The sequence below is a fragment of the Noviherbaspirillum saxi genome (assembly GCF_003591035.1).
Classification (GTDB): Bacteria; Pseudomonadota; Gammaproteobacteria; order Burkholderiales; family Burkholderiaceae_D; genus Noviherbaspirillum; species Noviherbaspirillum saxi.
On the sequence record NZ_QYUO01000001.1, the window covers coordinates 1961972 to 1987288 of the forward strand.

At 58.9% G+C, this 25317-nt stretch carries 24 protein-coding genes; 16 read left to right on the top strand and 8 right to left on the bottom strand.

Annotation, left to right across the window (positions count from 1 at the left end):
• Nucleotide 1 precedes the first annotated feature (1 nt).
• The 5 genes from D3871_RS09095 to D3871_RS09115 all read right to left on the bottom strand — a co-directional run bounded on the left by D3871_RS09095 (nucleotide 2) and on the right by D3871_RS09115 (nucleotide 5608).
• Nucleotides 2-1102 (bottom strand): type 2 periplasmic-binding domain-containing protein, encoded by a 1101-nt coding sequence (locus D3871_RS09095; protein ID WP_119768594.1) that lies wholly within the window; start codon nucleotides 1100-1102, stop codon nucleotides 2-4.
• A gap of 55 nt (nucleotides 1103-1157) precedes the next feature.
• Nucleotides 1158-2063, bottom strand: a complete 906-nt coding sequence (locus D3871_RS09100; RefSeq protein ID WP_119768595.1) for an NAD(P)-dependent oxidoreductase — start codon at nucleotides 2061-2063, stop codon at nucleotides 1158-1160.
• Between the two features lie 395 nt (nucleotides 2064-2458).
• Nucleotides 2459-3517, bottom strand: coding sequence for a LacI family DNA-binding transcriptional regulator (locus D3871_RS09105; RefSeq protein ID WP_147376766.1), 1059 nt, complete (start codon nucleotides 3515-3517; stop codon nucleotides 2459-2461).
• A 27-nt stretch (nucleotides 3518-3544) separates the two neighbouring features.
• Nucleotides 3545-4327, bottom strand: coding sequence for an SDR family NAD(P)-dependent oxidoreductase (locus D3871_RS09110; protein WP_119768597.1), 783 nt, complete (start codon nucleotides 4325-4327; stop codon nucleotides 3545-3547).
• 219 nt (nucleotides 4328-4546) lie between these two features.
• Nucleotides 4547-5608: a LacI family DNA-binding transcriptional regulator gene (locus D3871_RS09115; RefSeq protein ID WP_119768598.1), complete on the bottom strand. Its 1062-nt coding sequence runs from the start codon at nucleotides 5606-5608 to the stop codon at nucleotides 4547-4549.
• A gap of 272 nt (nucleotides 5609-5880) precedes the next feature.
• Here D3871_RS09115 and D3871_RS09120 point away from each other — a divergent pair, with 272 nt between their 5' ends.
• From D3871_RS09120 to D3871_RS09130, 3 genes are all read left to right on the top strand, one after another.
• Complete coding sequence (locus D3871_RS09120; RefSeq protein WP_119768599.1) at nucleotides 5881-6900, top strand: winged helix-turn-helix transcriptional regulator; 1020 nt, start codon at nucleotides 5881-5883, stop codon at nucleotides 6898-6900.
• Complete coding sequence (locus D3871_RS09125; protein ID WP_119768600.1) at nucleotides 6897-9086, top strand: molybdopterin-containing oxidoreductase family protein; 2190 nt, start codon at nucleotides 6897-6899, stop codon at nucleotides 9084-9086. The genes D3871_RS09120 and D3871_RS09125 overlap by 4 nt, the downstream gene beginning before the upstream one ends.
• 187 nt (nucleotides 9087-9273) lie before the next feature.
• Entirely contained in the window at nucleotides 9274-9906 is a 633-nt protein-coding gene (locus D3871_RS09130; RefSeq protein ID WP_119768601.1) for a cysteine hydrolase family protein, read from the top strand.
• A 65-nt stretch (nucleotides 9907-9971) separates the two neighbouring features.
• Here the strand turns inward: D3871_RS09130 and fliE are convergent, their stop codons facing one another.
• A complete protein-coding gene (gene fliE, locus D3871_RS09135) occupies nucleotides 9972-10325 on the bottom strand; it encodes a flagellar hook-basal body complex protein FliE (protein WP_119768602.1) in 354 nt (117 codons plus the stop codon).
• 200 nt (nucleotides 10326-10525) lie between these two features.
• On the opposite strand from fliE, the gene fliF reads away from it, so the two are divergent.
• From fliF to fliR, 13 genes are all read left to right on the top strand, one after another.
• Nucleotides 10526-12247 carry a flagellar basal-body MS-ring/collar protein FliF gene (gene fliF / locus D3871_RS09140; protein ID WP_420799633.1) on the top strand — a complete coding sequence of 574 codons (1722 nt, stop codon included), beginning with the start codon at nucleotides 10526-10528 and terminating at the stop codon, nucleotides 12245-12247.
• A complete protein-coding gene (fliG, locus tag D3871_RS09145; protein ID WP_119768603.1) occupies nucleotides 12240-13235 on the top strand; it encodes a flagellar motor switch protein FliG in 996 nt (331 codons plus the stop codon). Before fliF ends, fliG begins: the two co-directional genes overlap by 8 nt.
• 138 nt (nucleotides 13236-13373) lie before the next feature.
• The gene (locus D3871_RS09150; protein ID WP_119768604.1) at nucleotides 13374-14033 is read left to right on the top strand and encodes a flagellar assembly protein FliH; all 660 of its coding nucleotides are present in this window, start codon (nucleotides 13374-13376) and stop codon (nucleotides 14031-14033) included.
• On the top strand, nucleotides 14030-15430 hold the full coding sequence (gene fliI, locus D3871_RS09155; protein WP_119768605.1) for a flagellar protein export ATPase FliI: 1401 nt from the start codon (nucleotides 14030-14032) through the stop codon (nucleotides 15428-15430). The genes D3871_RS09150 and fliI overlap by 4 nt, the downstream gene beginning before the upstream one ends.
• A 30-nt stretch (nucleotides 15431-15460) precedes the next feature.
• Nucleotides 15461-15901, top strand: coding sequence for a flagellar export protein FliJ (fliJ, locus tag D3871_RS09160; RefSeq protein ID WP_119768606.1), 441 nt, complete (start codon nucleotides 15461-15463; stop codon nucleotides 15899-15901).
• A gap of 7 nt (nucleotides 15902-15908) precedes the next feature.
• Nucleotides 15909-17153, top strand: coding sequence for a flagellar hook-length control protein FliK (locus D3871_RS09165; protein WP_119768607.1), 1245 nt, complete (start codon nucleotides 15909-15911; stop codon nucleotides 17151-17153).
• Nucleotides 17154-17345: 192 nt separating this feature from the next.
• Nucleotides 17346-17879, top strand: coding sequence for a flagellar basal body-associated protein FliL (gene fliL / locus D3871_RS09170; protein WP_119768608.1), 534 nt, complete (start codon nucleotides 17346-17348; stop codon nucleotides 17877-17879).
• A gap of 4 nt (nucleotides 17880-17883) precedes the next feature.
• Entirely contained in the window at nucleotides 17884-18885 is a 1002-nt protein-coding gene (fliM, locus tag D3871_RS09175) for a flagellar motor switch protein FliM (protein ID WP_119768609.1), read from the top strand.
• Entirely contained in the window at nucleotides 18878-19294 is a 417-nt protein-coding gene (gene fliN, locus D3871_RS09180) for a flagellar motor switch protein FliN (RefSeq protein WP_119768610.1), read from the top strand. The genes fliM and fliN overlap by 8 nt, the downstream gene beginning before the upstream one ends.
• Nucleotides 19291-19710 (top strand): flagellar biosynthetic protein FliO, encoded by a 420-nt coding sequence (gene fliO, locus D3871_RS09185; RefSeq protein ID WP_119768611.1) that lies wholly within the window; start codon nucleotides 19291-19293, stop codon nucleotides 19708-19710. The genes fliN and fliO overlap by 4 nt, the downstream gene beginning before the upstream one ends.
• Entirely contained in the window at nucleotides 19700-20485 is a 786-nt protein-coding gene (gene fliP, locus D3871_RS09190) for a flagellar type III secretion system pore protein FliP (RefSeq protein ID WP_119768612.1), read from the top strand. The genes fliO and fliP overlap by 11 nt, the downstream gene beginning before the upstream one ends.
• A gap of 300 nt (nucleotides 20486-20785) precedes the next feature.
• Nucleotides 20786-21055 (top strand): flagellar biosynthesis protein FliQ, encoded by a 270-nt coding sequence (gene fliQ, locus D3871_RS09195; protein ID WP_119768613.1) that lies wholly within the window; start codon nucleotides 20786-20788, stop codon nucleotides 21053-21055.
• A gap of 24 nt (nucleotides 21056-21079) precedes the next feature.
• The gene (gene fliR / locus D3871_RS09200; RefSeq protein WP_119768614.1) at nucleotides 21080-21865 is read left to right on the top strand and encodes a flagellar biosynthetic protein FliR; all 786 of its coding nucleotides are present in this window, start codon (nucleotides 21080-21082) and stop codon (nucleotides 21863-21865) included.
• 34 nt (nucleotides 21866-21899) lie between these two features.
• Here fliR and flgL read toward each other — a convergent pair whose 3' ends face one another.
• Together flgL and flgK are read right to left on the bottom strand one after the other, a co-directional pair.
• Nucleotides 21900-23111, bottom strand: coding sequence for a flagellar hook-associated protein FlgL (gene flgL, locus D3871_RS09205; protein WP_119768615.1), 1212 nt, complete (start codon nucleotides 23109-23111; stop codon nucleotides 21900-21902).
• Nucleotides 23112-23132: 21 nt separating this feature from the next.
• Nucleotides 23133-25304, bottom strand: a complete 2172-nt coding sequence (flgK, locus tag D3871_RS09210; protein WP_119768616.1) for a flagellar hook-associated protein FlgK — start codon at nucleotides 25302-25304, stop codon at nucleotides 23133-23135.
• Between the last annotated feature and the right edge of the window lie 13 nt (nucleotides 25305-25317).

Genomic DNA, 25317 nt, shown 5'->3' on the forward strand with positions numbered 1-25317 from the left:
CTCATTTCAGCTTGGAGAAGATCTCGCGCCACAACGCTTCTTCGTACGCCTTGCGGTCACCCTTGGTTTCCGCATTGATCTTTTCCCACTTCGCGAGCTTCTCGAGGTAGGTTTTAACCAGAACGTCCGCGCGCTCCACCCCCTGTTTCTTGTAGCTGCTGATGATGCGCTCGATGTCGGCACTACGGAACGCCGCCACTTTCTCGGAGTAGCCGCGCACGGCCGGGCTGAACTTCACCCCCTTGCTTTCGGCAAACCGTCGTGCCTCCTGGCCGTCGGCAACGCCGTTTGCCGTGGCCTCGGCCACCAGGAATGGCAGGTTCCGGGAGATCACCTGCTTCTGTTCAGCACTCAGTTTCTTCCAGAGCTCGGTGCTGGCGACGAACGGCATGCGGCCGGCGAAGTCATGGCCGGTAGGCTGTTCGATGACAAACTTTGCCACGTCGGCGAGGCCATACTGCTTCAGCCAATCAACACCAGCGATAGCGCCCTCGATCTGGCCGCGTTGCATCGCCTCAAACACCTCCGACGGTGCGGTCGCAGCCGGACTGGCCCCAAGCTGCTGAATGAATATCTGTGACGGTCCGACACCCCGGATGAGCTTGCCCTTGAGTTCACCGATGTCATTGATCGGATTCCTGAGGATGGTGTAGAAAGGTGCGCTACCGGAAAACGAGAGTCCCTTGATCTTGTAACGCGATAGTTCGGCGTCGCACTCGGGGCAGTTCAACAGCACCATCTCGTTCATCGCGGCTGCGCCTGACCAGGGATCGAGCGCCTGAGCGCCGAGCTGTACGAACAGACTCAGGGTCTTCAACTCACTGAAGAAGAAGGCAGGAAACAGTTGGCCCGCATCCACGAGGCCGTCCTTGATGCTGCCCAGCGTGCTGCGGTAGTTGACGACCTGGCCGTCGAAGCTGGCGTCGAACTTCAATTGTCCGTTGGCCTGCGTTTCCACCCGCTTGAAGAACTGGACGTTGGCGCGCGAGTTCGCCTCATTGGTTGGCATCGCGCCGCCAAAGGCAATCTTGGTCTGGGCCGCAGCCGTGCCGGCTGCGACCAGTGCAGCAGTGATGACAAGCGATTTGATGATCCGATGCATGAGATGTCTCCTTATTGAAATTTGTTGCGAATACGTGAGTAGCAGATAGAAGGCTTCAGCGCTCTGGCGCCGCCTTGATGCCAGCACGCGCAGCGATGCTGGCCGGATATGCCGGCAGCATCCGAGGCCCGTGGCCGTCGTCGATTGCCCGGCGCAGTTCTGCCAGTACGGTTTCGAATACCGGGCCGGCGGTGCCGGCACCGCGCGCAAGCTGCAGGTAATAGTCGACGTCCTTGAAGGCCGTGGCGACGGTTACCTGCGGTCGCGATGCATCACCCTCGAGCAGCCACGGTGTCAACCCCTGCAGCACACGATTCTGTCCGCCACTGCGCGCGATCATTGCCAATAGCGCCGGCATGTCGAGGCGTTGCTGCAATGCCGTCGCAATGACTTCGCTGACGACACCGAGAATGCCGAATCCGAGGCCGTTGTTGATGAGCTTCGCGGCGTGACCGCAGCCGATGCCGCCAAAGACCTGCAGCGACTCGCAGAATGCGGTGAGAAGCGGCCGTGCGCGCTCGATCGTCTCCGGCTCGCCACCAACCAGGCCAAGCAATTGACCGTTCATCGCCTCGGCCGGACCACCTGTCACCGGCGCGTCGACGAATGCATGGCCCTGCTGTTGCAGCCGCTTGGCGAAATCGCGCGAAGCATCGGGAAGCGAGGTCGAACAGTCGATCACCAGCAGCCCCCGCGCCGCGCCGGCGGCGCCGTCCGCGTCAAAGAGCACCGCCTCGACGGCCGCGGTGCCGGGCAAGCAGGTTATGACCGCATCGCTTTCACGCGCCAGCGCGGCCGGCGTCGCGAATTCACGCGCACCTGCGGCAACCAGCTCGTCGATCACCTCCCGCTTGTGGTGCGCCACCACGCCCAGCGAGTGGCCTGCGGCGATCAGCCGATGTCCCATGCCTCGGCCCATGAGGCCGGCACCAATCAGTCCGACACGCATGTCACCTCCCATGGTGAGCACTGATCGTTCTGGATACAAGAGACGCGGACCCTGCTTTGCAAGGCAATAGCGCAAGCGTTTTGCTGGCGCCTGGAATGCGGATGGGGGGCGATCGGCGTGGAGAGGCCGCGCCGGGTGAATGCATGCATGGTTGTCTCCTTTGCATTACGTTGTGAATGCAATGTTCGATGTGATTTATCTGCGTACTCGCCGCAGAACGGTACTTTCGATTTGTGAACACACTCTAGCATTATGGAATCGATTCCACAATAGGTTGGAAAAAATTTTTGGCCATATCGGTTCACACATAGAGATTTAAGCTGTTCACACGGGAGACGGAGCCGCTGGCGAGAGCAGGAAACGGGAATCGTTACCATATTGTCCCGCCGACGACGGCGGCAGATGGGTTACTTCGCGCCCATCTGCAGCTCGGCCGGCGGCACGCACGAGCGGCGCAACACCAACTCGGTCGGGAATGTGACGGTGCGATAGGTGCCGGCACGGCCTTCGATGCGCTCGATCAGCAGCTCGGCGGCCGTGCGGCCGAGCTGCTTCAGATCCCAGCGAAGTGCCGTGATCCCTGGCGCAGCGAATTGGGCCAGTGTCGTGTCGCCAATGCTGACGACCGATATGTCTTCCGGAATGCGCAAGCGGTTTGCCTCAATCGCCGACAACGTGCCCGCGAGCATCGCCGTGCCGAGCGTGACGATCGCAGTCGGGCGCGACGGCCTCGCCAGCTCCTGCAGCACGTCGCTGAACACGTGCGGCTGGGACAGGTCGACATGGTCGCTGACCTTCAGCACGGACGGCGGCAATCCGGCATCGCGTACGGCCGCCTCGGCGCCGGCGATGCGTTCGCGTCCCGGCCGCACCCTATGCGACGGCGTCTCGAGCAGGATGCTGCGATGGCCCAGACTGAGCAGGTACGACACTACCGCATACGCACCCTGGCGGTGATCGACACCGACACGGTCGCACGAGAGGTTAATGTCGCGATCGAGCAGCACCAGCGGCACGCCGGAATCCTTCAGCACCGCGAGCACATCCTCGCGCGTGTCGTCGTCCAGCGTGACCAGCAGGCCGTCCATGCGGCGGCGGCGAAACATGTTCAACAAGTCAAGTTCACGCGAGCCGCTTTGGGAGTTGGCGACGACCATCAGGTAGCCCGCCTCCTGCAGGCGGGCCTCTGCTGCGCCGATGATCTCGGCGTACAGCGGGTTCGCCACGTCCGAGACCATGCATCCGATGGTCCGGCTGGATTGGACACGCAAGCTCTGGGCGAATGCGTTGGGTTCATAGCCCAGCTTGGCCACCGCCTCGGCGACGCGAGCGCGCAGTTCTTCGCTCGCGTAGCGGTCAGGGTTCAGGGCACGCGAAACACTGCTCGACGACACTCCGGCGAGCTTCGCGACGTCGCCAATCTTTACCGGCTCCTTCATGCACGAACGTGCAATGATGATCTGCAAAACATCGGTAGCGCCCCGAATCGACGATCAGAGCGACAGGGCGCCGTCGACGACGAGCTCGATTCCCGACACGTATCTGGATTCGTCGGAAGCAAGGAAGAGCGCGGCATTGGCGATATCCCATGCCGTCGCCTGGCGCCCCATGGGGCAGGCCGCATTGCGCATCTCGCGGCCCTTGCGTGCTTCTTCCTCGTTTTTGAAAAGTGCTGCGGCATGGGGTGTATCGACCAACCCGGGCACGATCACGTTGCAGCGCACCTGGTGCTTGGCATACTGGCGCGCGACGACTCGCGTCATGTGATTCAGCGCCGCCTTCGAGGTGCTGTATGACAGGAACTGCATCGGGCTCCACCTGTGGCTGGCAATCGAGGAGATGTTGATGATAGAGCCACCGCCCTGCCGAATCATATGCGGGACCACCTCGCGACTGGCCAGCATTGCGCCCTTGAGGTTGATGGCGTGCACCCTGTCCCAGGATTCCTCAGTAACATCAATGAGCTCGCCAAACTCCTCAATACCCACATTGTAGTGAAGCACATCCACCCGGCCGAACCTTTGCAGGCAGTGATCCACCATTGCCTTGATCTGCTTCGCACTTTGAACTTCGGCTTGAAATGCTTCAGCTGCGCCACCGACCTCTTTTACACGGCGCACAGTTTCCCGCGCCGCATCAGTCGAACGATCCGCGCAAAGCACAGTGGCTCCTTCGCGAGCGAAAGTTACGGCACAGGAAGCACCGTTGCTGACGTCGCTACCGATAGAGCCGGCACCAACTACGATCGCGATCTTGTCCTTAAGTCGTTGTGTCATGCGAACATCTCCTTATTTGATTTATTTGTGAACCTGCACAAGAATGCGCTTCGATATGTGAAGGAACTCTAACATGCTGAAATCGATTCCACAATAGTATCCACGGGGAATATCCAGAAGACACAGGTGAATAGCCGGACGAGCCCGAGGGGAGCGGGCCACAACAAGGCGAGAAAAGGGAATCGTTATCCGATGGTCGCGCCTGCGGCGGCGCGTCGATTACTTGGCGGCGGCCGTCTGCACCGCCGGGCGCGCGCCCTTCGACGGCTTCGCGGCAGGCGGAACGCACGAGCGGCGCAACACCAACTCGGTCGGGAATGTGATGGTGCGATAGGTGCCGGCACGTCCTTCGATGCGCTCGATCAGCAGTTCGGCGGCCGTGCGGCCGAACTGCTTCAGGTTCCAGCGAAGAGCCGTGATCCCTGGCGCAGCGAATTGGGCCAGTATCGTGTCGCCAATGCTGACGACCGATATGTCTTCCGGAATGCGCAAGTGGTTTGCCTCAATCGCCGACAACGTGCCCGCGAGCATTGCCGTGCCGAGCGTGACGATCGCAGTCGGGCGCGACGGCCTCGCCAGCTCCTGCAACACGTCGCTGAACACGTGCGGCTGGGACAGGTCGACATGGTCGCTGACCTTCAGCACGGACGGCGGCAATCCGGCATCGTGTACGGCGGCCTCGGCGCCGGCGATGCGTTCGCGTCCCGGCCGCACCCTATGCGACGGCGTCTCGAGCAGGATGCTGCGATGGCCCAGACTGAGCAGGTACGACACTACCGCATACGCACCCTGCCGATGATCGACGCTGACGCGGTCGCACGAGAGATTGACGTCGCGATCGAGCAGCACCAGCGGCACGCCGGAATCCTTCAGCACCGCGAGCACATCCTCGCGCGTGTCGTCGTCCAGCGTGACCAGCAAGCCGTCCATGCGGCGACGGCGAAACATGTTCAGCAAGTCAAGTTCACGCGAGCCGCTTTGGGAGTTGGCGACGACCATCAGGTAGCCCGCCTCCTGCAGGCGAGCCTCTGCTGCGACGATGATCTCGGCGTACAGCGGGTTCGCCACGTCCGAGACCATGCATCCGATGGTCCGGCTGGACTGGACACGCAAGCTCTGGGCGAATGCGTTGGGTTCATAGCCCAGCTTGGCAACCGCCTCGGCGACGCGAGCGCGCAGTTCTTCGCTCGCGTAGCGGTCGGGGTTCAGGGCACGCGAAACACTGCTCGCCGACACTCCGGCGAGCTTCGCGACGTCGCTAATCTTTACTGGACCATTCATGCGCGCAGTATAGCATCCGCCACCGAACGCAGCCCCACGCCCGTAGTAGCGGCGCAGGTGAGACCAAGCATGTTGATGTTGTACGACCCAATCGCTACCCGACTCATCATGCCTCCCATCTGGATTCTGATCCCGCCGGTGGATTGAGCGACGCCCGCGGTACGCTGGTACGCATCTTCACGGCTGAACTTGAATCCACAGCACTATGCCAGGCGTTGCATCACGGAATACGAAAAGCAGGAAAACAAGCGACCCATCCTCGAGAACCGAGCATGGATTTCGCCGAGTTTGGGCTGTTTGTGACAGTCGCGACCGCGATGTGCGCGATAGGAATCTACTTGATGCTTTCGGCTTTGTCGGAGATACGCTGGGCGTGGGGCTGTTCGATCCTTCGCACAGTCAAGCGGTCATCACGACCTACTACTTGTTCGGCTTCGCCAGCGTCCACAGAAATGTCTGAAGAACCCCTTTTCTGGTTTTGCCGCAGCACGCATCCCTCGGGCCTGCTCATCTATCATCTATTTACACATGAATTAGATGCTTCATTGCATCATATTGTGGAATCGCTTCCATCATTTATGAGGATGGATAGCGCGGGCAGCATTTTGCGGTCGATCGGGGCCATAGCCGAACAGCGTTGGGAATGGCCCAGCAGCGACAGGCGGCACTACTTGACAGCAGTGACTATACTTTTTATAGTTAATGAAGAAAATCATGATGCAAAATGGAATGACATGAAAAGAAGCGACTTGGCTGATAGATATTGCTCAATTGCGAGAGCTGGGGCCGCCTTAACCGATGGTTGGTCTTTCGTAATCTTGAAGGAGATATTTCTATCGAACACGAGATTTGATGGCCTTCAGATGCAAACCGGAATGTCACCGCGCTCATTGACCTTACGCCTGAATTCGCTTGTTGAAGCCGGGATACTTAATCGGGTCTCCTATCAGGAGTCACCGGTGCGCTACGAATACCGGCCAACCGTCAAGGGCATTGAACTGTGGCCCGCGTTGGTGGCATTGAAAGAATGGGGCGACAAATGGAGCGGTCCCTGGAAAGACGAAGATCCCCCACTGATCCTGCACCACAAAGCTTGCGGCCACAGACTAGAGCTCGGTTTCATCTGCAAGGCCTGTAAAGAACCGGTGGACGCCTATTCGAGCAGAATCACCATGACTCCAGGCATGCGCGAAGAGCGCGATCAATTCACCGACAAGCATCGAAAGGCCGTGCGCACCAAGCGCTCGGAGGCAGCAAGAGCTCTCAATCACTCCGGAGAAGAATCACCATGACCGAATTTAAGCGTACTTTGTGCACCAGCTGCGACGTATTCTGCCAGGTGCGTGCCGAAGTTCCAGCATCTGGTCAAGTTGGCGATGTACATGTCAAGGCTTCCGATAACAAACAATGGCGCGCAAATATTTGCATTAAAGGTGTACATGCCCCGCAGGGATTCAGCCACCCGAATCGGGTGCTTTATCCACTGAGACGCATTGGCGAACGCGGATCCGGTCAGTGGCAACAGGTAAGCTGGGACGAGGCGCTAGACGACATCGCTTCGCGCCTGTCAAAAGTCATCGATAAGTACGGTCCGGAAGCCTTTGCCGTTTCTGCCTCGTCGTCGAATCTGCAGACAGATCATGGCATGACCCGGCGCTTCATGAATCTGCTCGGGTCGCCAAATTGGATCAGCGGTGTTTCGCTGTGCATGGGCAACACGTCGGCTGTCAATCGCATGGTCTATGGATGGTATCCGTATCCAGATTACAACCAGACTCAGTGCATCGTGTTGTTCGGCCACGATCCAAAGCCGCATTCCTGGACGTCAATTTACAACGCGATCCGACGCGCTCAGGATCGCGGGGCAAAATTGATTGTCGTCGATCCGCGCAAAAGCGAGAGTGCTCAACGTGCCGACTTGTGGCTGCCGCTCAAACCCGGGTCCGATGCCGCCATGTGCTTCGGATGGATCAAAGTGATTCTGGACGAGGAGCTCTACGATAAAGACTTCGTCGCGCGTTGGACCGTCGGCTTTGACGATTTCAAACGACGGGTAGACGAATTTCCATTGGAGCGAGTTGCTCAACTTACTGGTGTGCCTGCTGAGTTGATTGCACAGGCGGCGCGTATGTATGCCACCAGTGGCCCTGCGGTGATCCCCTGGACGCCCATAACCGATCAACAACGCAATTCGACGTCAGCCATCCGGCTGCACAGCGCACTCCGGGCAATCTGTGGATATCTAGACGTGCCTGGTGGGGAAGTCTTCCATGGACTTCACCCGGACATCATCTGTGAATCAGAGTTGGAACTCCATGAAGAGCTTCCGGAGGCTAAGCGCGCTTTGCAACTCGGTGCCGACCAATATCCTGTTTTCACCCACAGAGGTATGGAACCGCTGCGACAGGCCACCAAACGAGTGTGGGGGCGCGAATGGACCAACCTTATCGGCGGCAACTACATGGCTCACCCTTCGGCAGTATTCCGGGCGATGCGCGACGGTATGCCGTATCCAGTGAAAGCGTTCTTTGCATTAGGCAACAACGTGTTGATGAGCTATGCCAACATGCGACAGACCTACGACGCAATGATGAACCAGGACTTGATCGTCGTATTTGAACAATTTCGCACGCCAACGGCACAACTGGCCGACTATATATTGCCGGGTGACAGCTGGCTCGAGCGCAACGCGTTGAATGACAGCCAAGGCTGGCTTTCTATCGTGCGGCCGTCGCAGAAGGTAGTGGAGCCACCTGGCGAATGCCGTGGAGTACTCGATATCTGGTTTGGCCTAGCCCATCGCATGGGGTTGGGCGAACATTTTCCTTGGTCGACAACGGAAGAGCTTTTGGACTATCGACTAAAACGCTTGGGAATGACTTACGAAGAATTTGCGGAAAAACATGTCTATCACTTTCCCAAACCCGAGTTCAAGAAATATGAGCGTACGGGATTTGCAACCCCTTCGGGAAAAGTCGAATTGCGGTCGAGTGTCCTGGAATCATTGGGATTCGATCCGTTGCCATATTGGCGCGACGGCCCGCCACGCGACGAAAGGTTTCCGCTCACGATGTTTATCGGTGTACGTGAAGATGAATATTTTCAGACTGGGCACCGGCACATCGGCAAACTGCGCAAGCGCAATGCAGAGCCACGTTTCTTCGTTTCGCCGTCCGATGCGGAGGTCGCGGGCGTCGAGCATGGCGAATGGGCCGAGGTCGTCACTGCACTGGGCAAGGTCAAGGCGCGAGTGGAGGTGCGGCCCGAGATGCCTACCGGAGTGGTCAGGGTACCCCACGGATGGTGGCAGCCTGAGCGTGCCGAAGGCGATGGTAGCCTCTCCGGCGCGTGGGAATTTGCCGACGCACAAATCTGCCCGGATGATCCCGATCACATGGACCTCGAACAGGGGGTACCACAGTTCAAAGGCGTAGCGTGCCGACTCCAGGCGATTGAAAACGCCGAGGGGGCGAAATGACTTACAGAAATTTTGTCTACGATGTTAGTGACAACATTGCAAGCACGCATTTGGCGGGGTGAAAAAGAAGCTGATGATGTCGGGAAACGACACTTTGGAATCGCAGATGGAACGCGAGACCCGTATAGCAGGCTATTTAAAATGGTATCAAACAAGAAGGACGCAAACCGTCCCCAAGGAGAAATGAATGACCACCACGTACGACCCCAAGCTCACGGCTCTGCTGTGCATTGACCTATACAACGATTTTCTCAGTGAGGGTGGCAAGCTGTTCCCATGGGTGAAAGACATCGCCCAGGAGAACAACATGCTCGAGAATCTGCGCACTATCGTCAAGACGGCACGTGCGGCAGGAATCGCCATCTATCACGTGCCTCACCATCGCTCGCAGCCGGGAGACTATGAAACCTGGAAGTATCCATCGCCCTACCAGTTGGGTACTGCCAAGGGACAAGTCTTCGCCAAGGACACTTGGGGCGGCTCGTTCCATGACGACTTCCAGGTCCAGCAAGGCGACATCGTCGCTACCGAGCACTGGGCGTCAAGCGGTTTTCCGAACACAGACCTCGAACACCAACTCAAGCGCTTCGGCAAGGAAAAGATCATCTGCATCGGACTACTGGCCAACACCTGTTTGGAAGCGACCGCCCGCATCGGCATGGAACTGGGCTTTCACGTTACGCTAGTGCGTGATGCCACAGCAGCGCGATCCCACGAGGCGCTGCGCGCGGCCCTGGATATTAATGCTCCGACCTATGCCCACGAGATCCTCACCACCGCGGAACTCGTCGCTGCCATCAGTAGGACGACGCCAATCTGAGCGAACCGACTCAAGCTCCACTTGGGCTGATGATGGTTAAGACCGGCTACTCTGTTCCGTCCGGATTACACCTGCATGTTCATGATGTCGTGATACGCCGACACCAACTTGTTGCGCACCTGGACGGTTGCCTGAAACGCAATACTGGCCTTCTGTGAATTGATCATGACGTCGGACAGATTGACGCTATCATCGCCAAGGACAAAACGCTTGGTCATGTCTTCGGATCTTTTCTGCGCGCCGTTCACCTGATCCAGCGATGCCTTCAAGGCGCTGGCAAAATCGACCTTGGCCGCCGGCTCGCCTCCGGCGACCTCATCATGGATGCCCTTGACGCCGTTTTCCGGACGCGTGGCAGCCGCCTTGAGCTGCGAAATCATCGCTTCGATCCGGCTTGCGTCAATCATTCCCGTCTTCATGCATCCTCCTCTGGCGCTGGCGGCGTGTCACGACGCCCTTTTTCACAGCGCTAAGTTATCACGCGAAAAACACCCTTTTTCACTCGATAAAGGCGGAAAACAGTCCTCTGTTCCAGCGATCAAATTTCATTAACAGGAAGAAAATGCCACACTAAGGAAAATACTTCGGATCTTTCGCCTTCACTCAGGCGGCGGACTTGATGAAAAAACATGAACAGGATACTCATGAGCGGCAGCAGCCACAGAGGCGGATCATGGCGGTAACCGGCGAAAACGCCGTTGTTCCGTCCGCGTCCGGCATCGTCGGCTTTGCGCAGACCCCGGGAGGGCGGAATTTTTTCCTGATGCTCGGCGTGGCGGCAGTCCTTGCCGTCATGTCGGGCGTCTGGCTATGGAGCCAGACGCCCGACTATCGCGTACTGTTTTCCAATTTCTCCGACCGCGACGGAGGAGCGATCGTCGCTTCGCTGCAGCAGATGAACGTGCCGTACAAGTTTTCGGAAGGCGGCAGCGCCATCCTGGTGCCGGCCGAGCAGGTGCATGACGCACGCCTGAAGCTGGCATCCCAAGGGCTGCCCAAAGGTGGCAGCGTCGGCTTCGAGCTGATGGAAAACCAGAAGCTCGGCGTGTCGCAATTCCTTGAACAGGTCAATTTTCAACGTGCGCTCGAAGGGGAGCTTGCGCGCTCGATACAGGCGGTCGGCGCAGTGCAGGCAGCGCGCGTGCACCTCGCCTTGCCCAAGGCTTCTGTCTTCGTACGCGACCAGCAAAAGCCGACCGCGTCGGTACTGCTGAACCTGCATCCCGGTCGCAACCTCGACCAGCAGCAAGTCAGCGCGATCGTTCATCTGGTTGCCAGCAGCGTTCCCGACCTGCCGACAAAGAATGTCACCGTGGTCGACCAGAACGGCAACCTGCTTTCCGAGAATGACAAGAAAGCCAACAGCAATGGCCTCGATCCGACACAGCTCAAGTACGTGCATGAGCTGCAGCAGAGCATCGTCAAGCGCATCGAATCGATCCTGACACCCATCGTCGGCCAGGCCAATGTGCGCGCCGAGGCAACCGCGGATGTCGATTTCTCCAGCAGCGAACAGGCGGCGGAAACCTATAAGCCGAACGGCGCGCCGAATACCTCGGCCATCCGCAGCCAGCAAAGCAGCGAAACGCAGAGCGGCGCACCCCTGAATGCATCGGGTGTGCCGGGCGCATTGTCGAACCAGCCCCCTGCTCCGGCCACCGCTCCGTTGACCGCCGCCGCATCTGCGCCGGGTGCCGCGCCGAACGGAGCAACAGCTGCCGCCGCCAACGCGCAGAAGGACATGACCGTCAATTACGAGGTCGACAAGACTGTGCGCTATGTTCAACAGCCGATGGGCGGCCTGAAGCGCCTGTCCGTCGCGGTGGTGGTCAACTACAAACGCGAAGTCGGCAAGGACGGCAAGGTCACGATGACACCGCTGACCGATGCCGAGAAAACCCAGATCACCGATCTCGTCAAGGAAGCAATGGGCTTCAGCAAGGACCGTGGCGATTCGCTCAATGTCGTCAATAGTCCTTTCGCGGGTCAGGAAAAGGAAATCATTCCGGAAGTACCGCTCTGGAAGCGTGCGGAGGCCATTCCGTTGGCGCTGAGCGCGGGTAAATATCTGCTCGGCGCCATCATCCTGGCCTATCTGTTCTTTGGCGTGCTGCGCCCGCTGATCCGTCGGATCGCAGCGCAGTTCGCACCGCCGCCTCCGCCGCCGGCCGAAGAGGAAGATGAAGACGCAGTTGTGCATATCGGGCATGAAGCGCCTGAACCGATGGGAACCAAGCCACGCACGTATCAGGACAACCTGGACGCGGCAAAGGAACTGGCAAGAAATGACCCGAAAATGGTCGCAAACGTAGTCAAGGCATGGGTAGGAACAAATGAGTGAGGATGGCGTTCTCAAGGGAGCAATCCTGATGCTCGCTCTGGGCGAGGAAGAAGCGGCGGAGGTCATGAAATACCTCGGCCCGCGTGAAGTACAGAAGCTTGGCGCAGCCATGTCGAGCATGAAGGCGGTCGCCAGCGAACAGCTCGAAGCGGTGCTCGATGATTTTCGCACCGAGACCGAACAGAACACGTCCTTCGGTCTCGATTCGGATGAGTACATCCGTACCGTGCTCACCAAGGCGCTGGGCGAAGACAAGGCTTCGTCCCTGCTCAACCGCATCCTAGGCACACGCGATGCCAGCGGCATCGAAAGCCTGAAATGGATGGATTCACAATCGGTCGCCGACCTCATCCGCAACGAACATCCGCAAATCATTGCGACCATTCTGGTGCATCTGGAGCGGTACCACGCCTGCGAAGTATTGACCTTCTTTACCGAGCGTCTGCGTAACGACGTGGTGCTGCGCATCGCCACGCTGGACGGCGTGCAACCGGCGGCATTGCGCGAATTGAATGAAGTGCTCACCAAGCTGATGGCCGGTAATGAAAACCTGAAAAAGAAACCTATCGGCGGCGTGCGTGCGGCGGCGGAAATTCTCAACTTCCTGTCCGGCGATATCGAGACTTCAGTGATGGACAACCTGAAGAATTACGACAACGACATGGCGCAAAAGATCATGGACGAGATGTTCGTGTTCGACAACATCATCGACATCGACGATCGCGGCATCCAGGTATTGCTGCGCGAAGTGCAGTCCGAATCGCTGATCGTTGCGCTCAAGGGCGCCAGCCAGGATCTGCGCGAAAAGATCTTCAAGAACATGTCGCAGCGCGCGGCCGAAATGATGCGCGAAGACCTGGAATCGAAAGGTCCGGTGCGGCTGTCCGAAGTCGAGGCCCAGCAAAAGGAAATCCTGCAAATCGTCCGCCGTCTCGCCGACGAAGGCCAGATCATTCTCGGCGCCAAGGGCGACGATGCATTTGTGTAATTTGTGTAAAAAGCGACGATCCGATTCCTCCTTCCGCCTCTCAGGGGGAAGGTCGGTATGGGGGTCAAAAGGCCAAACAGTCGACTCCGTCGGTCCCCTCCTACCCTACTGCAGCTGAAAACAACCCGGGCCAGCACCATGAGTTCCACAGTCATCCCCAAAGAGCAATTATCCGCCTACCAGCGCTGGGAAATGGCATCCTTCGGCGATGAGCGCGCCAGCACCAAGCAGGATAATGTACTCGCGGCCCAGCAGGCCGCTGAACAACTCGCACTCCAGCGCGAAGAAGCACGACGCCAGGGACATGACGAAGGTTATGCGGATGGCTTTGCACAGGGTCAGGCTGCCGGGATGGAAGCCGCACGCGCCGAGATCGTGCGCGAACTCCTACCCCTGCAGCAGATTGCAAACAGCTTCGGTGCCGAACTGGCGCACGCTACCGATAACGTCGCGGTCGACATGCTCAATCTGGCGCTCGATCTTGCCAAGGCCATGCTGAAAACTTCGCTCAAGATCAAGCCGGAACTGGTGCTGCCGGTGGTCAGCGAAGCCATTCGTTATCTGCCGACCGTTCAGCAGCCGGCACTACTGGCCCTGCACCCTCAAGACGCTGCGATCGTGCGCGAATACATGGGCGACGACTTGCAGCGCACCGGCTGGCGCATCACGGAAGACACACAGATGGAACGCGGCGGCTGCCGGGTCGAAACCGCCAGCAATCAGATCGATGCAACGCAAGAGGTGCGCTGGCAACGCATTGCCGACGCTCTCGGCAAGCAAAACGACTGGCTCGAATGAACGGATCGCATACCCAGCGCTGGCAATCCTATCTGCGCGACTGCAGCGCACTTGCCTCGATTCCCGAGCCCATGCTGGTCTCCGGCCGCGTTACCCGTGTAGCCGGTCTGGTGATGGAAGCGGTCGGTCTCAAGCTGGCGGTCGGCAGCGCCTGTACCGTTCCGCTCAGCAGCGGCGCAAGAATCGAAGCGGAAGTGGTCGGATTCGAAAACGACAAACTGTTCCTGATGCCGCAGAGCGATGTCGAAGGCGTCGTGCCCGGCACGCGTGTCTTCCCGATCGAAGTTGTGCAAAGCCTGCCTCGTCCCGGCACCGTGGACCATCCGCGCCGTCGCCCAAGCGATCGCGGCCGTCATCTCCCGGTCGGAGACGAACTGCTCGGCCGCGTGCTCGACGGCGCCGGCCGGCCGCTCGATTCGCTTGGCCCGCTCAACGCCGTGCATTCCGCTCCGCTCAATGTACGCGCCGCCAATCCGCTGACGCGTGCACCGATCACCGATGTGCTCGATACCGGCGTGCGCGCGATCAACAGCATGCTGACCGTCGGTCGCGGCCAGCGCATGGGCCTGTTCGCCGGCTCCGGCGTCGGCAAGAGCGTACTGCTTGGCATGATGGCCCGCTATACGAGCGCGGATGTGATCGTGGTCGGGCTGATCGGTGAACGGGGACGCGAGGTCAAGGAATTCATCGAACAGATTCTCGGCACGGTCGGCCTGGCGCGCTCTGTCGTCGTGGCGGCGCCCGCCGACACGCCACCGCTGATGCGCCTGCAGGGTGCAGCGTACACGCATACGATTGCCGAATACTTCCGCGATCAAGGCAAGAGCGTGCTGCTGATCATGGATTCGCTCACGCGTTATGCGATGGCACAACGCGAGATTGCGCTGGCAATCGGTGAGCCGCCCGCGACCAAGGGCTACCCGCCTTCCGTGTTTGCAAAACTGCCGACACTGGTCGAGCGTGCCGGCAACGGCAGGCCCGGCGGCGGCTCGATCACCGCTTTCTATACCGTGCTGACCGAAGGCGACGACCAGCAGGACCCCATTGCCGATTCGGCGCGTGCGATCTTGGACGGACATATCGTGCTCAACCGCAGCCTGGCCGAAGCCGGCCACTATCCGGCGATCGACGTCGAACAGTCGATCAGCCGCGCGATGCACAACATCACCACCGACCAGCACCAGAAGCTGATGCGGCGGGTCAAGCAACTCTATTCGCGTTATCTGCGCAACCGCGACCTGATCAGCGTAGGCGCCTATAGCGCCGGCTCGGATCCGGTGCTGGATCAGGCCATTGCGCTCAATCCGAGAATCGAAGCCTTTCTTCAGCAAGACATCGGTGAACGAGCCGGCATTGCCGAGAGCTTGGGCCAACTTGCTGCGCTATTCGAAGGATAGATTTGCAAAACGCAGACCTATAATTGAACCATGGCAACAAACTCCGCACTCGACACACTTATCGAACTGGCAACGTCCCAAACCGACGATGCAGCCAAACGGCTGGGCAAGGCGGTTCGCGCATGTGAAGACACGGAACAAAAACTCAACCTGCTGCTGCAATACCGCGACGATTACGAAGCTCGCCTGAAGGCGGGTATGGCCGCAGGCATCACGGCAATGGGCTATCGGAATTTTCAGCTCTTTCTTGAAAAACTCGATACCGCCATCGCAGGCCAGCAACAGATTGTCGATACTGCAAAACGTCGCATCGTCGACGAACGCAATGCGTGGCAGACATCCGAACGCAAGCGCATGTCCTACGACACCCTGGCCACGCGCATGCAGCAGGTGGAACAGCGCAAGGAAAACAAGCGCGATCAGAAAATGATGGACGAGTACGCAACCCGCCTGGCAAATTACAAACGGTAGGCCACACATGCAGACATCACAGGTTACCAATCCGGCAAATATTTTTTCGACATCCGCTCCCGCCAAGCAGGCAGAAGCGAACAATGCGAACGAAGCCTTCAGCCAGGTCTTGTCGCGCGAAGTCGCGGATCGCGGCAATGCCGCGCCGGCAAAAGAAAAAGACCTTCCTGCCGCACCCAAGCAGCAGGCTGGCGTCAAGCCATCCAAGTCGTCCGAGGCTAAAGCTCCAAGCGACACCAAAACCGGTACGCGCTCGAACGTGAAATCCGGCGACAATACGAAAACTGCAGACGAAACCGAAGAGCCGGCATCCCAGGTATCGGATGACATGCTCGCCCTGGTAGCGAATCTCAGCCAGTTGAACATGTCCGAGGCTGCGGATACAGCAAAGACTACGCCTGAAGACGCAAGCGCGGTCGATCCGGCGCAATTGCTTGTTGCCGCCGGACTGGTGCGCGCCGAGTCCACTACGGCTGGCGCCATACCGGATGTGGCATCCGGCGATATTGCGCTTGCCAAATCCGATGTCGGTATGCCGTCGCTTGCCGGCACGGTAGACGCCGGCAAGTTCGTATCCGAGGCCAAAACAGAGGACAGCCAGGCATCTGTCACCGCTACCGATTTCGCGGCAAAAGGTCGTGAACTGTTGAATATCGTTCCTCAGGGCGCCGAAGGCAAAGAGTTCATGGCACAACTGAAGAGCTCGCTGACGGAAGCTGCCGCCATGTCGGAACCCGCTGCGCCAGCCATGCAAATGATCCAACCTGTCGCCATGCAAACCATTCAGACGCAGGCCGCACTCGCGGTTCATGCAAGCGAAAAACTGACGCCGGCCGTCGGTACGCCGGCATGGGACCAGGCGCTCGGACAAAAGGTGGTCTGGATGGTCGCCGGCGAACAGCAGTCCGCCTCTCTGACCCTGAATCCGCCCGATCTCGGTCCGCTGCAGGTGGTATTAAGCGTCAACAATTCGCAGGCCAATGCCACATTTATCGCCGCCCAGCCGGAAGTTCGGCAGGCACTGGAAGCAGCCATGCCCAAGCTGCGCGACATGCTTGGCGAAGCCGGCATACAGCTTGGCCAAGCCACGGTCAACAGCGGCTCGCCAAACCAACAGGGCGCGCAGGATCAGCATGGCTCTCAGTCGCGCCGCGGTTTCAACCAAGGTGCGGCAGCTAGTGACGAAGCGCCAAAAATCGGCCGGGTCCTGCCCGCTTCCTCGGGTAACGGCCTGGTCGATACCTTCGTTTAATGCGACGGCACGAAAAAACGTCACAGGACGGATGCGCGACAACACGGATGTGCGCCAGCGTGAAGATTGATATGCGTTGACATCACCCTTCTTTTCCGCGCATCCTGACAGCACAGTTCTCGCGATAATTGCGGACATGAATACCCAGGACGAGCCCCGCTATGCGGGCTCAAGCCGGACAGAGGAAAGAACATGGCAACCGCCCCGAAAGCAAGCCCCAAGGTCGTACCGATCGACGAAAGCGCGGCAGCCCCCGCAAAGAAGTCAAAGAAAAAACTGATTTTGATGGTCGTCGGCGCACTGGTATTAACGCTGGGCGGAGCCGGCGGCGCATGGTTCTTCCTCGGACAATCCAAAGAGAGCCATGCAGATGGCAGCGCGCCACCGCCACCCAAGGTCGATCCGGGCAAGCCGCCGGTATTCATTGCGATGGAACCGTTCACCATCAACCTGCAACCGGAAAACGGCGAACAATACCTTCAGGTCGCGTTTACCCTGCAAGTCGCCGATCAGGCCCAGGTCGATTTGATCAAGATGTACATGCCAGCACTGCGCAGCCGCATTCTGCTTCTGCTGGCAAGCAAGAAGGCATCCGAACTGTCGCCGGTCGACGGCAAGAAAAAACTGCAGGACGATATCATCGCGCAGGTGAAGCAGCCATTTACGCCCCAGGGCCAGCCGCAGGTCGTGTCCGGCGTATTCTTTACCTCGTTCGTCATCCAGTAACACCATGGCTGATAATTTCCTATCCCAGGAAGAAGTCGATGCCCTGCTCAAGGGCGTCACCGGCGACCAGGACGAAAGTGCCGCGCCGGAAGACGACTCGGGAATACGTCCCTATAATCTGGCCACGCAAGAGCGTATCGTCCGTGGCCGGATGCCGACGCTGGAAATCATCAACGAGCGTTTTGCCCGCCTGTTGCGTATCGGCCTGTTCAACTTCCTGCATCGCAGCGCCGAAGTATCGATCGGCCCGGTCCGCGTGCACAAGTACAGCGAATTCATCCGCAACCTGGTGGTGCCGACCAACCTGAACCTGGTGCACATGAAGCCCTTGCGCGGCACCGCGCTGATGGTCTTCGATCCGAATCTGGTGTTTCTGCTGGTCGACAATCTGTTCGGCGGCGACGGACGCTTTCATACGCGTGTCGAAGGACGCGATTTCACGCAGACCGAGCAGCGCATCATCCAGCGCATCCTGGGTATCGTCTTCGAAACCTATGCCAAGTCGTGGGAGCCGGTGTATCCGGTCGAGTTCGAATACGTGCGCTCGGAGATGAATACGCAGTTCGCCAATATCGCGACACCCAACGAAGTGGTGGTCGCGACCACGTTTACCATTGAACTCGGTCCGGTCAGCGGCGAAATGCATTTCTGCACGCCTTACTCGATGATCGAGCCCATCCGCGACATCCTCACCAGCAGCCTTCAGGGCGAAACGCTGGAAATGGACAAGCGCTGGGTGCGCCTGATGACGCAGCAGATCCAGACCGCGGAAGTGCAGATCATTGCGGACCTCGGCACCGCCAAGGCGACGCTCGGCGATATCCTGAACATGAAGGTCGGCGACGTGATTCCAATCGCAGTGCCGGAAACCGTGGCGGCCAAGGTCGATGGCGTACCCGTCATGGAATGCAGTTATGGAAAATTTAACGGCCAATACGCGCTAAGGGTGGAAAAGCTTCTTACCTACAGCAATCAAGAATTCACGCAAGGAGAAGATAATGGCTGACGAAAATGGCCAGACGAGTGCCGACGATGACTGGGGTGCCGCGATCGCCGAACAGGCACAGGCGGAAGCCGCTGCACTCGCTGCCAAGCAGGCCCAGGCATCCGTCTTCCAGGACTTCGGAACCAGCAATATCAAGACCGGGACGCATAACGACATCGATTTCATCCTCGACATTCCGGTCCAGCTGACAGTGGAACTTGGCCGCACCAAGATTGCGATCAAGAACCTGCTGCAACTTGCGCAAGGATCGGTAGTGGAGCTCGACGGTCTTGCCGGCGAACCGATGGACGTACTGGTCAACGGCTGCCTGATCGCCCAGGGCGAGGTGGTGGTCGTGAATGACAAGTTCGGTATCCGCCTGACCGACATCATCACGCCGTCGGAGCGCATCCGCAAGCTCAACAAATGATGATTCGCTCCATACTGCCCGCTGCTGCCTTGCTGGTTTGCACTTTTGCGCAGGCTGCCGAATCGGCAGCGCCAGCGGCCTCGGCGGGCAGTCTCTTTCAAGTGTTGCTGGGATTGGCCCTTGTCCTCGGCTTGATGGCCGCGGCTGCATGGCTGCTCAAGCGCATGGGCGTGGCCGGCGCAGCCGGAAGCAATGTGGCCCGCGTGGTCGGCGGCGTCAACGTCGGCAATCGCGAGCGTGTACTGGTGGTAGAAGTGGCCGATCAATGGATTGTTGTCGGCGTCGCTCCCGGACGTGTCAACGCCTTGTCCACCATGCCGAAACAGGAGAGCGCTCCCACGATCGAAGCGCTGCCGCAACAGGCGAATTTTTCCAGCTGGCTCAAGCAAACCATAGACAAGCGCAATGCCAAATAAACAAGGCAAGGCGCCTACCGTAGTGAATACCGCAACAAAAACCCTTTTCCGTCTGCTTCCGCTGGCCCTGCTCGGCCTGCCGTTGCTCGCCGCCGCCCAGACCGGCATGCCGGCCGTGACCAGCACGCCCGGCCCTGGAGGCGGTCAGACTTATTCGCTCAGCCTGCAGACGCTATTGCTGCTGACGGCGCTGTCCATGTTGCCGGCGGCCCTGCTGATGATGACGAGTTTTACCCGCATCATCATCGTGCTGTCGCTGCTGCGCCAGGCGCTTGGTACGCAGACCGCGCCACCCAATCAGGTGCTGATCGGTCTCGCGCTTTTCCTGACGCTGTTCGTGATGGGACCGGTGTTCGACAAGGTCTATACGGATGCCTATCAGCCGCTGTCCGAGAACAAGATCACGATGCAGCAGGCTCTGGAGCGCGGCACGGCACCGCTCAAGACCTTCATGATGAAGCAGACGCGGCAGGCCGATCTCGCGCTGTACGTCAAGCTGTCGAACACGCCCTCGCTGAATGGTCCGGAAGATGTGCCGCTGCGCGTACTGATCCCGGCTTTTATTACCAGTGAATTGAAAACGGCGTTCCAGATCAGCTTTGCGATTTTTATTCCGTTCCTGATCATCGACATGGTGGTGGCAAGTATCCTGATGTCGATGGGCATGATGATGATGTCGCCCGCGATTGTGTCGCTGCCGTTCAAGCTGATGCTGTTCGTGCTGGTGGATGGCTGGCAGTTGCTGATTGGTTCGCTGGCGCAAAGTTTTTATTGAGGACGCCGGCGGGATGACTTGACAGCGGATTTGCACGCGGGCGACGCAGATCATGGCTACACATCCCCCTACACCGTCATCCTCGCGCAGGCGAGGATCCATAGTGAAACCGCACTTCAGTGGTGTAAATAGCGGAGACACCGCGCAACCCGATGATGGATCCCCGCTTGCGCGAGGATGACGGGGAAAAAGGATTCGACATATCGGAATGTCGATGCCCGCAATCGAACGTGCCTGATATTTAGTTAGTTACCGTGCATTGCATCTTGCCATTGCCGGCGACATTGATAAGGAATCACCATGACACCTGAAAGCGTAATGACCATCGGCCGCCAAGCCATGGAGGTCACCCTGATGGTAGCGGCCCCGATGCTGCTGGTTGCGCTTGCCGTCGGCCTGCTGGTCAGCATCTTCCAGGCGGCAACGCAGATCAATGAAATGACCCTGTCTTTCATTCCCAAACTGATCGGCGTCTTTGTCACCATGATCATCGCCGGACCGTGGATGCTGACAGTCATGCTCGATTACATGCGGCAAATGTTTTCCAGCATTCCAGGGATGGTGGGCTGATATTCCTGGCGTGAGCATGCATTCGTGATTACGCTGACCAGCGCCGAACTCAATACCTGGATCGCCGCCTTTCTCTGGCCGCTGACGCGTATCCTGGGATTGATCGCGACTGCGCCGCTGTTCGGCAATCTCGGTATTCCCATACGGGTAAAACTGGGACTCGGCATCATGCTGTCCCTCGTGATAGCACCGACCGTCCCTGCCCTGCCGGCCGCCGACCCGATGTCGCTGGCCGGGCTGCTGATCGTCATGCAGCAGCTGGTGATCGGCCTGGCCATGGGTTTTGCGATGCGCATCGTCTTTGCAGCGATGGAAATGGCCGGAGAGATTTGCGGACTGACCATGGGCTTCGGTTTTGCGACCTTTTTCGATCCGCAGACACGTGCCCGCTCGTCGGCGATTGCGCAATTTCTTGCTCTGCTCACCTTGATGGTGTTTCTTGCCGCCGACGTGCACCTGATGATGCTGTCAACGCTGGCGGAAAGTTTTATCAGCATCCCCATTTCCGCGCAGCCTGCAGGCGCGGGCGGTTTTCGTACGCTGGCTGTCTGGGGCGGCCAGATTTTCAGCGCCGGAGTACAGCTGTCGCTGCCTATCATTGCCGCGCTCCTGATCACCAACATCGCGCTTGGTGTGCTCACGCGTGCGGCGCCTCAGCTCAATCTGTTCGGCATCGGCTTTCCTGTCACGCTGGGAGTAGGTTTTATCGTGATTGCATTGATGCTGCCTTATCTGGCAACGCCGATAGGAAAACTGTTCAATGAGGGCCTGAGCGTCATGCTGCAGGCTGCATCGGGCGCAAGGAGATAAGCCAAATTCGGCTGCTCTAATGTCCTGAGTCTAATCAGGAAATGAAATTAAACAGCGTGAGTCCGGTCGTCTTCACAAAAGCCTGCTGTGCCGCTTCAAGCATGATCTTCTGCTTGCTGAAGTCGGTAATGGCCTTGGTGTAGTCCAGGTCTTCGAGATTGGACAGGGCTTGGGCATACGAGAGGTCGCGGTCGTCGCCTTGCGAATCCAGGGAATCCAGTTCTTTCAGACGGGCACCGACCGACGACCGCACGGTCAGTACGCTATCCAGTGCACTGTCGATGTTCGCATGCGCCGTATTGAGGCCGTTGGTCAGGTTGGCTTTTGACGTAGCGTCGGTCGCCGGCATATTGAGCAGATTGATCAGATCGGTCAATGCCGTGAAGATGCTCTGATTTTCACTGGGTTCAACGGTGAACGAATCGCCGCTGGCGGGTGTACCGGCAATATCCATCTGCATGCCATCGAATACGATTGCCTGTCCGCTGACATAGGCATTGCCGGACGACAGTGTTGTCGCCGTTGGTGTCGTGGAATTGTCGACAACGTCGAAGGTCGTGGCGGTGGTGAAAGTGATGGTATAGCTATGTCCCTTCAGCGCCGCGGTATTCACGATCGAACCGGGCGAGATCACGCCGGAACCGGAATTGCTTGTTGTCGCGGCACTTACGAACGTACCATTTCCGTTGCGGTTGCTGTCGAACACGGTGTTGCCGTTGTCGCTTAATGCAATCTGCCGCTGCGGACCGACCTGCAGCATGCGCGCGCCCTGATCCCCGACATAGTTTGCACCGCTGGTGGTCTTGGTATACGGCTGGGTCGTCGTCTGGTATCCGGAAAAGATATAGTTGCCTGCCCCGTCGCGGCTATTGGCCAGTGACAGCAGTTCGTCGAAACGACCGCTCAGCTCGGTTGCGATGTATTTGCGCTGGGTGGAGTCGAGCACGCCATTACCGGCGTTGACGGCCAGGGTCTTGACGTCGTGGAGCAGCGTGGTGACGCTCTGCAAGGCGTTTTCGACGATGCCGAGCGAAGCTTTCGCACTGTCGCGATTGACGGCGTACTGGGCATTGAGCGCTTGCGATTGCTTGAGCTCCAGCATCTGTGCGGAAGCGACCGGATCGTCCGAAGGCGTCAGCAGGCGCTTGCCCGCCGTCATTTGCAGCTGCGTCTTGTTCAGGCTGTTTTGCAGCTCGCTCATGCGTGCCGAACCGGTGTTGAACAATGAGTTGGTGCTGATTCTCATGGAGCGTCTCTGCGTTGAAGATTAGGTGCCAAGGGTTAGCAGGGTATCGAACAGGGTACCCGCCGTCTGCATCACTTTGGCTGCGGCCTGGTAAGCCTGCTGGTAGCGCAGCAGATTGGTTGCTTCCTCATCCAGGTTGACGCCGGACTCGGCTTCGTGCGCGGTGACAGCCTGCTCCAGATAGGCGGTATCGGCCCTGCTGGTGACTTCGAGTTCGCGTGTCTTGTTGCCCACCATGCTGACGAGCTGCGCGTATGCGCCCTGATATGTGGTCGTTTTGCCGCCGAGCGTATTCTCGGTTTGCAGCGCGCCCAGCAGTACTGCGTTACGGGTATCGCCGAGCCCATTGCCGTTCGGCGACACCGTGAACGTATCGTTATCGGATGGCGTACCGGTCAGTGTGAAGCTGACGCCGCCGTAGCTGATCGTGTCTCCCGGCTGATAGGCGACTGTCGTGAGCGCCGGCGCAGTGGCGCCTGCATACGGGACCACGGTGCCGTTGGCGCGCGTCACCTTGACATCGACGTTTGGCGGGAATCCGGTCAGGTTGCCGCCACTGTAGGTCAACGTCGTATACGGACGCGCTATCGTGTGTGTGCCGGCCGTGGTTGGCACACTCAGGTTCACGCCGTCGACGGCAAAGGTATCGCCCGCAGCGAACGGAATCGGGCCGGCAGCTCCGGCCGGATAGGAAGTAGTGACGCCCCCACTGGTGACCGAGAATGGCAGGCTGGACGGAAATGCGGTCAATGCTCCCGCGCCATTGTGCGTAAAGCTCATCTGGGCCGGCTGCAACAGCACCGTGGAGCTGATGGAGCCCGCCGTAATCTTGCCTGAACCGGTATTGGTCACCGGCGCCGCGGTAGTCACCGAAGTTCCGGCTGCGATCTTGGAAATATCCTTGATGGCGACTGCAAAATTCTTTGCGCCGTCGATGGTGGGGCGGATGACAAACTCGTCGCCGGCTGTCGGCGCGCTGAGCGTGTTCATCGTGACGCCATCGACCTCCACGCCATTGGCGAATGCCGCAGCGGTAAATGTCTGCGCATTATTGTCAGACAAACGCGTGACGGTGTAATTTGCGCCGTCGTAGGCCACCTTATAGTCGCTGGTCGTCAGCTTGCTCGGATCGGTAATCTTTGCGCCGATGTCGCCGACAGGCGCAGTCTGATTATTCTTCACACTGGCATCGCGGCGCGGCGAGGCCGCGACAAAGAAGTCGCCGCCAAGTGCACCAGTCTGGTCCTGCCCGAGCTTGTGCTGTGCATTGAAGGTCATTGCCAGGCCGATCGCGACACGCCCCAGCGAGTTCTGCGCGACGTCCAGCGTGCTGGCGCGGAACTCGAACAGGCCGCCCAGTTTGCCGCCGGTAAACATGCCGTCGTCCAGAGGCACCAAGCCGTTCCCGCTGGACAGATAGCCGATCCCGAGTCTGCTCTGGTCGGTTTCCGAAGCCGTCAACGCCAGCTGCTGCGGCTTGGCGCCCACAACCAGCGGCTGGCCGTTGCCGATGAATACGTTATAGCTGTTGCCCTGCTTAACGATATCGACCTTGACTTCCTTGCTTAGCTCGCTGATCGCGTAATCGCGCTGGTCAAGCAAGTCGTTAGGCGCCTTTCCGTCGCTATTGCCCATTGCCTTCTCGATCGCGTCATTGAGCTTTGCAATTTGCGTAGCATGTGCATTGATCGTATCGACGCTGGCCGCAATCTGGCCGCTCACGCTCTGCTTGAGTTCGCGAATCTGTCCATCCAAGCTCTGAAAGCGCGATGCCAGCGCTTCGGCCGATGACAGCGCAGACTGGCGCGCACCCGGCACATTGACGTTCGATGCCAGGTCTTGAATACCCTTGAAAAAATCCTGCAGTGCCGGCGATACGCCGCCTGCCGAGTTGGCAAGCTGGTTATCGATCATGCTGATCTGGCGATAGTAGGTCTGGCTTTGCACCTGCGCTGATTGCGCGCTGCGCACCTGCCCGGCAAGCAATTCGTTGTACACGCGCTTGACATCGGTGACGCTGGCGCCCTTGCCGATGTAGCCTGCACCGGAATTCTGCGAACCAGCCGATGACTGAACCACCATCTGGCGCGAGTAACCGGGTGTTGCCGCGTTGGCGATGTTGTGGCCGGTCGTGGCCAGGCCTGCCTGGGCGGCTGCAAGTGCGCTTTGTCCGACGCTGAGTATGCTTGCCATGTTTTAGTCTTCC